Annotated in this window: 9 protein-coding genes; all 9 read right to left on the bottom strand. The window is 44.2% G+C overall.

Features of this window, described 5'->3' with window-relative positions; genetic code table 11:
* Window positions 1–558, bottom strand: coding sequence for a hypothetical protein (locus tag JOE49_RS08800; RefSeq protein ID WP_160788726.1), 558 nt, complete (start codon window positions 556–558; stop codon window positions 1–3).
* Window positions 559–564: 6 nt separating this feature from the next.
* Window positions 565–1,713 (bottom strand): pentapeptide repeat-containing protein, encoded by a 1,149-nt coding sequence (locus tag JOE49_RS26785; protein ID WP_209940918.1) that lies wholly within the window; start codon window positions 1,711–1,713, stop codon window positions 565–567.
* Window positions 1,714–2,175: 462 nt separating this feature from the next.
* On the bottom strand, window positions 2,176–3,510 hold the full coding sequence (locus JOE49_RS08790) for a DUF418 domain-containing protein (RefSeq protein WP_245248358.1): 1,335 nt from the start codon (window positions 3,508–3,510) through the stop codon (window positions 2,176–2,178).
* A 221-nt stretch (window positions 3,511–3,731) separates the two neighbouring features.
* Entirely contained in the window at window positions 3,732–6,545 is a 2,814-nt protein-coding gene (locus JOE49_RS08785; protein WP_209940917.1) for a M14 family metallopeptidase, read from the bottom strand.
* Window positions 6,546–6,674: 129 nt separating this feature from the next.
* Window positions 6,675–7,667, bottom strand: a complete 993-nt coding sequence (locus JOE49_RS08780) for an LCP family protein (protein WP_071559359.1) — start codon at window positions 7,665–7,667, stop codon at window positions 6,675–6,677.
* A 47-nt stretch (window positions 7,668–7,714) separates the two neighbouring features.
* Window positions 7,715–8,413: an SGNH/GDSL hydrolase family protein gene (locus JOE49_RS08775; protein ID WP_209940916.1), complete on the bottom strand. Its 699-nt coding sequence runs from the start codon at window positions 8,411–8,413 to the stop codon at window positions 7,715–7,717.
* Window positions 8,414–8,440: 27 nt separating this feature from the next.
* Window positions 8,441–10,243, bottom strand: a complete 1,803-nt coding sequence (locus tag JOE49_RS08770; protein WP_028541105.1) for an acyltransferase family protein — start codon at window positions 10,241–10,243, stop codon at window positions 8,441–8,443.
* A 184-nt stretch (window positions 10,244–10,427) separates the two neighbouring features.
* Window positions 10,428–11,573 (bottom strand): hypothetical protein, encoded by a 1,146-nt coding sequence (locus JOE49_RS08765; RefSeq protein ID WP_209940915.1) that lies wholly within the window; start codon window positions 11,571–11,573, stop codon window positions 10,428–10,430.
* Between the two features lie 3 nt (window positions 11,574–11,576).
* Window positions 11,577–13,037 carry a HAMP domain-containing sensor histidine kinase gene (locus JOE49_RS08760; RefSeq protein ID WP_209940914.1) on the bottom strand — a complete coding sequence of 487 codons (1,461 nt, stop codon included), beginning with the start codon at window positions 13,035–13,037 and terminating at the stop codon, window positions 11,577–11,579.

The following is a 13,037-nucleotide window of genomic DNA, read 5'->3' as shown; positions in this document are numbered from 1 at the left end:
TTACTGCATATCGACTTCCTGAAAGGAGATACCACTCGTTCCCCTCCGCAACAGACTTTCTGCTAATGCCAAATTTACTAATGTACAGGTTTCACGCAAACCTTGAACTTGCAATAAGGGCCTTCCCTCGGTGCGCTCTCGATCTACTACCAACTTCATCAATGTTCCTCCGGGATGAAATGTACTTAGCTCACCTACACAGTTCACTAAAGGGGGCTGAATCATCCAGTACAACTTTTGCTGAGAACGTTCCATATCCCGAAACAAAGCCATACGACTGAAGAGGCTCGGCGTATAGACCTGTAACAACTCATGTACAGAATCAGATACCATCATCCTCGAACCCATCAGAATATCAGGATAAACCGTATAATCGTGACCTTTCACCTTAAACTGTGCGGCATAAGAAGGGGGCCATTCCGTCCAATTATTAATATTTACCATCTCTGCATTGGCTTCTTCGTCCCATATGGGAACAGCAGAATACAACATCCGATCATCATGTTGACAAAGAAAATACTCCACTATGCCACGTCCCTTCCATTGCGTCTGTCCCACATGGTTTCATCCAAATGAAGTTAGATCCCGGGCAACTGGATGCATCCCTAAACTAAATCGGGTTCCATCCAGCACCGCCCCTTTGAAACAGGCCCCCTCTATAGCTGCACCAATGAAGTCGGCCCCCTGCAATATAGCCCCGGTGAAATCAGCATTCTGTAAGTAAGCGCCCTGAAATTTGGCTCCTGTAAGATCTGCTCCTGCAAAACTTACGGGTTGAAAACCAGGTCTTTCCCAACGTTCAGACTGGTATATTCCAGGTACAGCTACTGCATCTCGAAAAGAGGCTTCTCTTAAGTTGGCTTTTTCAAAACGTGCTTCTTGTATCAAACAATCGTTAAAATCAGCCTCTTGTAAATATGCTTTATACCAACAGGAACCAATCAAATTGCCCCCCGTAAAATCACTATTTATAAAGGAACTTTCACTCAAATCAGCATATTGTAGACGTATTCCCTCATAATTTCCTTGAGACCCATCGATCTTGCGGAAAACTTCATGTATGTAGTCGTAGGGCTTTTTTTCCTCTAGCCAGTCTTTAATCACAATGGAATCTTTGACACGCACATCTCGTTTATAGACGACTTCACTTCGATCTAAATATTCTCCGACTCTCAGTTCGAATACATCTTCCAACTCTATTTCATGAGCAAACTGAATATCATCGAACCATTCTTCTGTGATACTAAAACGCGCCAAAGCAATGATATATTGATGAACATGTACTGCCACGTGCAATTTCATCCTCTGAATATCATCTAATCCGATTCTTCCACCGTATTTCTTAGCGTGCTTACTTAATTTCGTCTCCCACTCGTCCAAGTAGCGAAATGCCCAATCTGCATTATAGGTATCTCGACAATTATGGCGGTTCATAAACCATCTCTTATCCATCGCCTCCACCAAATAGGTCGCCCTTCCATTTGCTAATTCGGTACGAAGCATGGAATAGGATATATACCCCAACGCCTGTTTGTTACCTTCTCGCTGCATCAACTTGACTTTCTCAAATATCTGCTCTAGTGAATTGCGAAATGCCTTAGCTAAGGCATGCTTATGATTTTGGAAATAGACTTCCAACGCGAATAACATTCGATGTTTTAGGGGTTCATAGATCTCATTTTTAAAATGTCGAAAAACCTCTTCACGATTCACGCTCAATCTCCTTTCTAGTCGTCACATTTACATAGGCTGCACGCCTCAAGTAGTTGGTTATCTTAAACCGAAGTCTAATTTTAATGATATGTGAAATCATAATTTTCAAGGGTATATTTAACAGTAAATCATCCTTATGTATGTATCGGACAAATTAGTGATTTTGTTTACAGAAAGACCCATAACTGTACTCAATGAAAAAGGGGTGGGTTCACAATTGAACCCACCCCTTCCGAGAAATTAAATATTAATATTTTCTATTATTTTCATGATTAGTTTCTCTTTTTCAATTCTGTTCATTGATTATCTTATAGCTCAGTTTATTTAGGCACCATGATCAGAGCCGATGAATACCGAAAATCGGACTGTATTCTCTTTATCTGGTATCCTGTTTGATCAGTCCGTTTTAATTATAACCCGGCACTTTCTATGACTATAAATATAGAGTATCAAGAAGGCTATCTACTTTACTGTTTGTGAGACTGGTTGGGTAGGACTGAATACTCGGTCAAAACGGCGCATCAGTCCTTCAAGCGGGCCGACAGGAAGCAGCGCAATCAGCCAGCCCAGCAGTAGTGCCGCCACTCCGATAATCAGGTCGCCGAACGGAACGCCTTCGAGACTATGCCCGATTCCTATCAGATCAAGAATCCAGACCACCACAAACTGAATGGCATACATGGTCAGCGCCACGCGCCCGACTGCCGCAAAAGGCATTAATACAGCGGAAAATTTCTTCGCCACGAAGCATGCTAGTCCCAATACCAGAAACGAGATTCCCAGGCCTATAATCGTCTGGAATGACGAAGCGGTGTGCGGAGCCGACTGCAAAAGCATATGCCACATCGGTGGTTCCGTGTTAAGCGGCCAAATTGCGTATTCATCCGGCTGCATAGGAGCAATTCCCTGTGCGCTGATCAGCCATTGTTCAAAACGAAGGCTCCAACCTGGAAGCACAAAAGTGGCCAGCGTTTTGCCTATCACAAGCATAACAATACCGCTGCCTGCGAGTATGAGAGCTGTGCGTATCCTGGTAAGGTCAAAGCGGCCAATGGCCATGCCGGCAACAAATGCAGGAGTCAAGGCGAGAGCAGACATCGGACCTCCCGCGATATCACTAAGAAGATAAGCTTTCGAGAAAATGCTTGATCCAAGAATCATTAGTGGCGGGGCCGTCACGAGCAAAACTGCTGCTGTTGTAACAATTGTGCGGGTCGAACGGCGAAATAACATTAGTGCCAACACAAACATAGCTGCATAGGCAGGCAAAATGACACCATATGGAGTGTTCAGCATAATAAGCAAATATCCGATAATATCAACAAATACGGCGCGTGCCAGCATTCGCGCACGGAAAGCGGCCGTATCCGCTCCCCGATCCATCATGCGCTGTGCCATAATGGAATAAGATATACCCCCGCACAATACGAATAATAGTGTCGTGTTTCCGGAAACAATCGCAGAAACGTTTGGGTTCGATCCGAAGTGCTGCAAGTACATTCCCAGCACCGCCAGTCCTCGTACTGCATCAAGTGCTACAAGACGCCCGGTGCCCCGCCTTCTCCTCGACTCTTCTACAGAGCTTCGAGAAGGAATATCGCTTTGTGTACCGTCGTAGGATGTATTGGATATACCTGCTGTATCTACTGCTTTTTCATCCAATTTATTAGCAACCGTCTTTTCATCTACTTGATTTTCATTCAACTGGCTGTTTACGGAAGAAGCTCGTTTTTTAATATTTTCCTCTCCCTCATACTCTCTGACGAATCTGCTCATCAGCTTTATACTGCTTAGCAACTTGCATTCCTCCCTGAAAATACTGAATTCACATTTTTATCAACCTGGTTATGCAGAGGATTGATGTCACGCTATAGTCCAATATATCCTGCAGATGTCGCTAAAGTTTGATCAAGTTGTAAACAAAATGTCACAGTAGGCGAAACCGTTTTATCGCAAAAACAACCTTATTCGCAGTTGATCACTGGAATAAGGTTGTTTGCAATATTATTAAAAGTCACTCAGTATTTTTCGGCGACGGCATTAAAAATTGAATTGGCCAGTAGTCGGAATTGCTGCTGTGAATGAGCGCCATTGGTTAGATCATTGGAGAAAACAGTAAGATTCTTTTTGTTTTCCTTATAGGTGAAGGCCATGATCTTTCCTCTTGCGGCATCGTGACCTGGCCACCAGCCCGCTTTGAAGAAGTTTTCTTTATTACTTATGGTCGCAAGAACTTTTGCTGCTTTAGGTAGTTTTGTAATGTAAGAACCTGTAACGGTATAGAAGTATTCTTCGTTAGCGTAAGGGGCTGTAATTACATTATCCTGTTTGACATTCGCTAGGAACACCCCTTCGTATCTTTCCCATGTCGGTCCAGCAAATGCAAATTGAGGAATTGAGTTTTTCACGTTATCCATTCCCATATTTCCATAAGCAATGTAAGGCTTCCCTTTCTCGACAAGTTTATCGGAATCGAATGTATTCACCAGCACATCGGCATGTTGCTGATCATCGGTCACTTTAAAACCGAGATTTTTGAGCACATAAGCTGGTTCACCGAGAGCGGCTACCGTAGAAGGTTTAAGAACTTTGCCAACAGGTCTATTATTGCCGAATGCCGTTACATCAAGATCGTATTTCGAGGCCAGCGGATGCAGATCATCGTAGGCCACTGCAAAGTCACCCGCTTCATATCCTGTTCCGCTTTTGGATAGCATCGTAACCGCTTTGCCGGATTTAAGCAATTCATTAACCGTTTTGATGACATCGTTATTGGTGTTTCGGATTAAAACATAGGCAGAATGATTCGGCATTTGTGTTGCCGGAATCGATACGGAAGTCACCGGAGAAGTTTTGCCCGCAAACACTCCGGCTTCTCTAATCGCATCACATTCAAATCCTCGTAGGACTGGAAAGTCCTGTACAATCTCGCCAGCTACGGAAGCATAATCTGAGACATCAATACCATCATATAAAACCATGTTTGCAATGCCGTGTGTGGCCTGATGCATATTTATGATAAATGAACCTGCAGGGTAGGTCTTGCCAGCAGCACTTACAGCTTTTGTCGAGCGTTCAACCTTTACTCCATTGCGGATAAAATATTCAATCATCCGGTAGGCTTCCAGCGGATTTTTTTGAAGACTTTTATCAGTCGGCAAAACGTAATATTCAGGGAAAAAATTCTTATTACCGTGACGCGGGCGGCCAATGACTTGATTTTTTGCATTGACTAGATACCGATCTACGGCATGATCATCCATATTATTAATTCCACGTTCATATATTTTCAGCTGGTTCAAAAATAACTTTTCTTTCTTTTCCATAACATAATCGGTTGCTGCAGCGACACTATAGTACAATGCTTTGGTCGACTCCTCATTCGATTCAGGTGTTTCCAGCGTATGTCCCATTGCACCATGGTGCATGGCGAAGACAGCTGTATAGGCTGGAGACGCATCGTCCCATCCCGAAGCAGTTCCTTTGGAAACATATTTAGGATTTTCGGCCGTTTTACGATGTTCTTCATAAGGAATATGGTAGTAATCATACTTCGTGTTTGCAATACCTGCTTCACCCATCACTTTTGCCTGTTCTACCATGTTATCCATAAGCAAATCGTATTCAATATTCGGATTGTGAGGCGGTGTGGTAGGCTCAATCAGAAAATTCTTATCAAACCCATGCAGATCTAGGAAAGAAATCGGCGACCATCTGGCGATTTGCTCTGTTATACTGCGTGTTTCAGGCTGAGTTTGATATGAATTATCCCGATTCAAGTCAAAATATTCAGCATTAGAACGTTCGGTATGAACCCTTCCATCCGGATTCTCCGTATACAGGAACAGGAAAAATACATGATCAAGCGCATCATCCAAATTCAGAGTTACCGTACTCGATTTTCCATTGGACGGGGTGGTCTTGTACGTAACATTTTTATCGAGGGCCATTGTCTTAAAATAATTGATAATCGCATCAAAGCCCGGCGCTTCATTTGGATGAATATTGTTGATCCAGATGGGCACTTGATAATCTCCGAATGCACCGGATTTAATATCGTTCTCCAGCTTTGCAGGATGATTCAGCATGTCAGGATGAGTTACATTCTGATATTTGTCAATCGTTGCTTTATCTTTGGCAAGCACAGTCATATAAATATCGCGGCCTTCCACGGATTTGCCGATCGACATCGTTTTAATGTATCTGTTGTTTTTTTGAGCTGCCTGTGCCGTAATCGCATCAATCTCCGGCTTCAGTTCGTCATACGTGCGGAAGCTGTCGTACGGGACCAGTTTCATGGGAGCACGGGCAACAGTTTTTCCGTTGACTACTGCAGCCAGTTCATAGGTCCCCATCAGGGAAGCGTATAGCGGACGCTGCAGACTCGGTTCGGCAAGATTCTCCGTACCGTAAGCAAGACCGAAATTGATATTTGCAGTGACTTCTCCGTTTTCTGCTTTTATCTGAGTAACTGTGATAAAGGGGGCGCCATTATAATCGCCATTCTTGTACGATTTCCATTCCGATAATGGCTTTCCACCATATGTCCAGCGTATTTTCTTTATATTGGTCCCCTTCGGAAGTTTAAATCTAGCTTTAATTGTTCTTTTCTTCGTCATGGATGCTACATTGTTATCCAATTTCAGTGTCCGGGTATTTTCACCTTGCGTTGAAATTGTTTTTGTTGGTTGACTCTGTTTATCGTTCAATAACGTGCTTTTTGCACGCTGTGCAGCATCAGCCATAGCCATGTGCGGAGCAGTGATCTGCAGAAGCATGGCGGCGGATATGGTTAACGCCAAGCAGAACTTTACTATCGGTTTTGTACCCATTCTTTTTCCCCCTATTTATAACCGAAAGACCATGTTGTACTCTTCTTTATTCACAAAGAGCATTTAACAGACTATTGTCCGGCAAATGATGATTTTATATATTGTCCAATCCTATTCAAAATCTGTTTTCTACTTTTGTTCGGAAGGATTGTCTGTAATCGAGTTAGAAGCGTCGGAGTTTATGATACTTTGCACAAATTGCTTCAAATCCGTTCGACTTTTTACGTCCAGAACAGCCGATCTGCCAACATAGGTTTCTTTTAACAGCTTCATTGGCGGTATTTGTTCATTTCCCTGTAATGTACTTTGATACCCTACCGAAGCCAAATTCCACATATCAGAGACTGACAAATTGGTATCGATATACGGACTGATTTCCTCTAGAATGGAAGGAAACTTCATAATGGAAGTCGTTGTTTTTACCTTCTCGGCTAATGCCGTAATCAATTGCCGCTGTCTTTTTGTTCTGGAATAATCGGACATGGCATCATGACGAAAACGGACATATTGAAGCGCCGTTTTGCCGTCGAAATGCTGCTGTCCCTGCTTTAAATTAATATCATACTCATGCTGATCGGCTTTGCTCTCATAGTACATATCCTTTTCGACATAAAAATCGAGTCCGCCTACAGCATCCACGAGTTTAATAAACCCCTGGAAATCCGTATATACATAAAAATGAACAGGCACCCCCAGCAATTCGCTGACTGCTTTCATCGCCGTATCTGGCCCATGCGTAACAGCGGTATTAATTCGATTTTTGCCGTACCCGGGAATATCCGTATAAGTGTCTCGAAGAATCGAAAATACATGAATATGCTTATTGGCAGGATTCAATGAAACGACCAACATGCTGTCGGATCTGGGTACCTCGCCCTTGTCACTTCCACGGGCATCCACACCCATCAGCAGAATGTTGACAGGCTCGGTTCCCTCCCACTCCGGAGCTTCCAGAGCTTCGGCATTATCGGTGCTTACTTTAATGAACGAGGAGTTTGCCGGTGTTTTGTTAAGTCCTTCTAATCCTTTGTAAATGGACAAGAAATAGTAAAAGACAAAGATTACAGCAGCGACCACAAGTAACAATGTTACAGTCAATATCCTCTTTTTCCTCTGTGTCATGTCATTCTTCCTTTCTGGATGATGAACGCCCCTGCCCCTTTCTGTATTTAAGATTTTTGCAAGGCTGCTACGAGAAGTGAAGTGTAGTATCGGCTACCATCTGGTTTTAAATGGACGCCATCTCTATAAAAATATTCATCTTTGCCTACACTAGCCGAATACCAGTCCACCACGCTGACGTTACTGTATTCACCAGCGACCTGTGCAATCGTGTCATTCGCCGTGTCTTGCCAGCCTTTCGGCACCCGGGTGGTAACCAAGATTACCTGTCTGGCTCCAGAAAGGGATTGCAGTACGTCGCGCAGTTGGTCTTTGCTAAACGGACCGTTGGTGCCGAGTTCGATAATGACCTGGTCTCCCAGTTTGCCTTGGGCGGACAATTCATTAATGACTTTTATAGCTTGAGACATCTGCCGGCCAACCTTGCCGTCAACCGTCATATTCGGAAGCTGCTCTTTTAAATAAGGCTCAATTCCGACCGTAACCGAATCTCCAATCATCGTGACGCCCTCGCCGTTTAAGGAAGCGGATGGTTGAGCTTGTTCTTTGCTGGTGCTGGAAGCCGCACGCTTTTGTGCAGCGGGCTGCATCGCATCAAGATTGTATAGAGAAGAATCCTTGCTGCGTGATTCGTTATCATCCGAATTTTGCTTTGCGTGCATATGGAGGCCGATGGCTCCTAAAGCGATAAGGATAACCATAAAACCCCCTAATGTTTTTACCATCCATCCATTTTTTTTGTTCATACCTAGTTCATCCTTCCCTTTAACATGCTAGTAGGTTTTATCTTGTTTGATAGCATCAATCAAAAACGAGGCATAATACTGAGCGCCTTCTGGTTTCAGATGAACACCATCGTCATAAAACAGATCGTTGCGGTTTTCGCTGGCCGAATACCAGTCGATAAGCCGGACATTTTGAAATTCACCAGCAATTTCACGTAGATTGTCATTTACGGTATTCTGCCACCCTCTCGGTACTCTGGTCGTTATCAGATAAATGTGCCGGGAATCCTGCAGTGAAGCCAGCAAGGACTTCAGTTGACTCTGGTTAAAAACGCCGTTGGTGCCGAGTTCAATAATAATTTTATGGCCAAGTTTGCCCTGTGCCCGCAGGCCATCAAGCACATCCTCGGCCTGTGACATTTGCCGTCCCACCTTGCCATCTATGATGATACCGGGAAGCTGTTTTTCCAGAAACGGGGCGGCATCCAGAATGACAGAATCTCCAATCGCCGTGACCCCCTCTCCTTCTGCGGAATGGCCTGTATTTTCAGCGGAATGATTTTCAGCGGAACAGCCGGATTGCAGCGTTTCTGTCTGGACGGATTCCCGGCTTACAGTTGCTGGCGCATCGGGTACAGGATCTGGTGAATCCGTCTTCCATGATGTCAGGACCAGAATGATGGCGATAACAATTACGACAAGACCTAGTTGGCTGCCAGCGCCTGATCTGCGGAGTGATTTTAGGCTGGTCCCAAAGGTCCCGCGGCGGATGGGCTCTTCGATGTATCTGTAGGAAAGACCCGCCATTATGAAACTGACCATTACCTGCAGAGCAATGCGCATATAGCTGGCATCTTCGGTACTTACCGCGGGACTTGATAAAATAATGACCGGATAATGCCATATATACAGACTGTAAGATCGCTTACCGATCCAGCTTAGAGGCCGGCAGCCGAGCAATCGTTCCAGTCGATTGGCCGGATGAACAAGTACAGCAATAACAACTGCAGTAATGAGTGATAAATAAAGAAAACCGCCGCGATACAGCGAATCATCAAACTGGTTGGTCTGACCGATCAGGATAAACAGCATTACAATGCCCAGTACGCCAGTCATATCCAGCATGGTCCGGGACGAAGAAGATACATTGTCGCTCAGTCTCCAGCTGGGCCAAATTACCGCCAGAGCCGCTCCGATTAAAATGGCAAACGCCCGCGTGTCCGTCCCGTAATACACCCTGCTTGGATCGGTTCCGGGTTCGTATATAACGGCCATTGCTATGGCGGATACGGCGGCGCAACCCAGAATGTATAACATCAGTCTGCCTCGTCGCGGTGCAAGGCACAGACCGATCAGTAGAACAAGCGGCCAGATTACGTAAAACTGTTCCTCAATGGAAAGCGACCAGAGGTGCCCGATTGGAGAAGGCGGGCCAAAGCTCTCAAAATAGGAAACATGATGAAAAATGAGATACCAGTTGTTTACGTAAAAAAGCGAGGATACAAAATTCCCTCTTAATTCCTGCAGTCTGGAGAAATCGGTAATTAAAAACCACAATGCCACTGCAGTCATCATAAAGATCATTGCTGGCAGTAGTCTGCGCATTCGTCTTATCCAGAATTGCACAATAGAAAAACCGCTGCGCGTCCTCCATTCAAAAAGGATCTGATCCGTAATTAGATATCCTGACAGGACGAAGAAAATCTCCACTCCCAGCAGCCCACCCTCTGCCCATCTGAAATGAAGATGATAAGCAATAACAGCAAGCACGGAGATGGCCCTTAGCCCATCCAGACCGGTCATATAACGTTTTATGGGTTGATTCAGGTGCAAATTCCGGTTTCCATTCACTATGGTCCATTCCTTGTCCTTATAGGCTAATGATCTTGCTTCATTTACTATAGAAAAAAGATGTCGCTAAAGTTTGATCAACATGTAAACAAATTGTCACAACGGTTGCAAAAAGAAAAACCTTATTCCGGCTGAACAACCGAAATAAGGTTTTTGACATATACAAATATGGCGATCCTAATCACTATTTCAATTCAATGATCAATGACTCCTTGCTAGGAGAATCCGTTGGCGCAGTCTGCGAGGAATCCAATTGCTTTTGTCCTTGAAGCAGTACACTTTTATTGTTCGGATTCCAGTACATATGCGTCGGCAAAATTCCGCGATACACCGGTTCGTTGTACATTATATTTCTTCCTTGCACCTTGCCTACGTAAGTGACATTTTGATCATACACGGTGTATGCGATATTTTTCCTGTCAGGCGAGAATTCAAAATCAAGCACTTTTTCCAGAATGACGGAGAGCTCTCCGTTTCGCTGATCATATTCGTACAATGAACTATCCGTTCCGAGAAACACAAACTGGTCGTTATTCATCCAGGCTACTGAATCTCCACCAAACTGACGCTCGTATTGAAACTCAATATTCTTCCCGGAAACCTTCCCCATGGTTAACACCTTTTTCTGACCTTGTTTTGCACGAAATAACTGCAGCAGTACGCTGCGACCATCATTTGCAAGGTTAACACTCAAAAGCGTGTCTCCCTTTAGGATACCTTTTAACTGATATTTGCTGGAAGTTTGAGCCCCCATATCGTAGATGTACAGGCTATCAGCTCCATTATCAACCGGGTTTTCTACCAGGTAGCCGATATACGAACTGTTGGCAGACCAGGAAACATATTGTACATAAGAATCGTTTCTGGTACTGATCCTGTCTATTTCCTTTTCTTTGCCATCCTGCAAGGAAATAAGCTTTAAGGTTGTCTCCGAGGAAGAACGAGAAAATTCGCAAATATATTTACCATCGGGAGAAAGTATAGTATTGGAAGTTACATTGCCGATTCCGGGTATGGCCTTGCTCTGCTCATACGGATAAGTTAAACGTTCCAGCGTGCCTCGCTTCAGTATGGTCATGGCTCCGAACGAAGCGATGACAGCATCTGCAGACGACCAGCCCAGCAGCTGACCCGTATTCACAAAACGATCCGGAAGCCGATATATTCTTTGGACCTGAAACGGCCGAGAGCTTTGATCGGCACTGGAAACTTCATTGCTGTCGGCGATGACGACGGTCTCTGTTTTTGGTTCTGAACCGCATCCTGACAGCAGTAATACCACGACAGATACGACCAGCAGCATTACAAAATATTTATATTTATTGCCCATTATTCATTCTCCGTTCCCCGCGGTTTCCAGAGCTTTAAATTCCACCGTTACGATTGTTTCATTATGCTCGTTTGTAATCATGATGGAACCTGCCAATTCTTCAACGATGGATTTCACAATACTGAGCCCCAAGCCTACACTGCCTTCTTCCGCGCTGTCGGAATAAGCCGGATAAAATGGTTGTAACAAGCGTGACAGATGTTCTGCCTCAATCGGATCGCTTGGATTGCTGAAGATCAAGCGGATCTTTTCTTCTGACCGCACCGCTTTTACCGATACTGCCGAAAACGGCAAACTGTATTTTATTGCATTATCTATCAAATTGATGAACAGCTGTCTGATTCTGTACCCATCGGCCAACATGATCAATTCCTCACTAATCTCATATTCGATGGTCTTTTTATAGCGCTGTGCCCGGATCACCATCGATTCACACACGTCCCGTAGGATCAGCCCGATATCCACCCGATCAAGCTCATTGATCATGATATTTTTGCGTGAAACTTCCAGCAGTTTTAGCACCATCGCATGCAGGCGCCTGCTCTCCTCGATAATATGATTCATTCCTTTATCAAAAAAAGCACGATCTTTCTCACCATTCAGCCTGATCAGCTCTGCATATCCCAGAATGGAGGTTAACGGCGTTTTCAGTTCATGAGTGATATTGTCAAAAAAGCGCTTTTCCTGCTGGTGAAGTTGCTTCAAATGGTCCCGGTCCTTCTCAATAATATGAATCTGTGTACTAATTTGATCAATCATATCATTAAAATTTTCGGCCAATCGGCCAATTTCATCCCTGCGTTTAAAATGAAGGCGGATATCCAGATTCCCGTTTTTCACCTCGGTGGATGCTTGCGTCAGTCTGGTCAGCGGGATGGTAATATGCCTGGAAAGAATATAGGAAAACAGAAAGGCTGCCGCAAAAATCGCCAAGGCAATATAGAGAGTAATCTGCCGAATCTGTCCGGTTTGTTCGTAGAGTGAGCTGAAATCTTTGTAAAAACGCAGTATGCCCACCTTTGAACCGTCTATAACAACCGGATAGGAGAAAAGGACAGTCGTCTTATTACGATCATAAGTAATGCTGTACGCTGTATTGCCATCAATCGCCTGCTGTAGATCGCTTTGCATTTGCTGCTGAAATAAGGAGCTGTCCGGGGCATAAAGCAATTTGCCTTTCACCGTATATACGCCAACACTGCTGTCCGTGGTATGGTTCAGATCAGTTGCTATCTCCCTGGCAATCTCTCCAAAATACAGCTCATTGCTGCTGAAATGGTTAATCAGGAAAGCCTGGCGCACATACACATTGCTATTGTTTTTCAGTCCGACCAGTTCGGAGGTAACCAAATTCTGATTGCTTGTCCGGATAAATTCCTTGACTGTCTGATTAAGCACGACAAAAGAAAACGAAAAAATCAGAAAAAAACCGATCAGAAATTTGATGCTGATTTTACGTATCAT

This window comes from Paenibacillus sp. PvR133 (assembly GCF_017833155.1).
GTDB classification, from domain to species: domain Bacteria; phylum Bacillota; class Bacilli; order Paenibacillales; family Paenibacillaceae; genus Paenibacillus; species Paenibacillus polymyxa_B.
Note: the sequence above shows the minus strand (reverse complement) of the source record. Positions and strands in the feature narration are given on the sequence as shown.

Bases quoted from the DNA above. Each gene is read 5' to 3' on its own strand.
- JOE49_RS08785 (WP_209940917.1), bottom strand. From the start codon at position 6,545: ATGGGTACAAAACCGATAGTAAAGTTCTGCTTGGCGTTAACCATATCC.
- JOE49_RS08775 (WP_209940916.1), bottom strand. From the start codon at position 8,413: ATGAACAAAAAAAATGGATGGATGGTAAAAACATTAGGGGGTTTTATG.
- JOE49_RS08780 (WP_071559359.1), bottom strand. From the start codon at position 7,667: ATGACACAGAGGAAAAAGAGGATATTGACTGTAACATTGTTACTTGTG.
- JOE49_RS08765 (WP_209940915.1), bottom strand. From the start codon at position 11,573: ATGGGCAATAAATATAAATATTTTGTAATGCTGCTGGTCGTATCTGTC.
- JOE49_RS08760 (WP_209940914.1), bottom strand. From the start codon at position 13,037: ATGATACGTAAAATCAGCATCAAATTTCTGATCGGTTTTTTTCTGATT.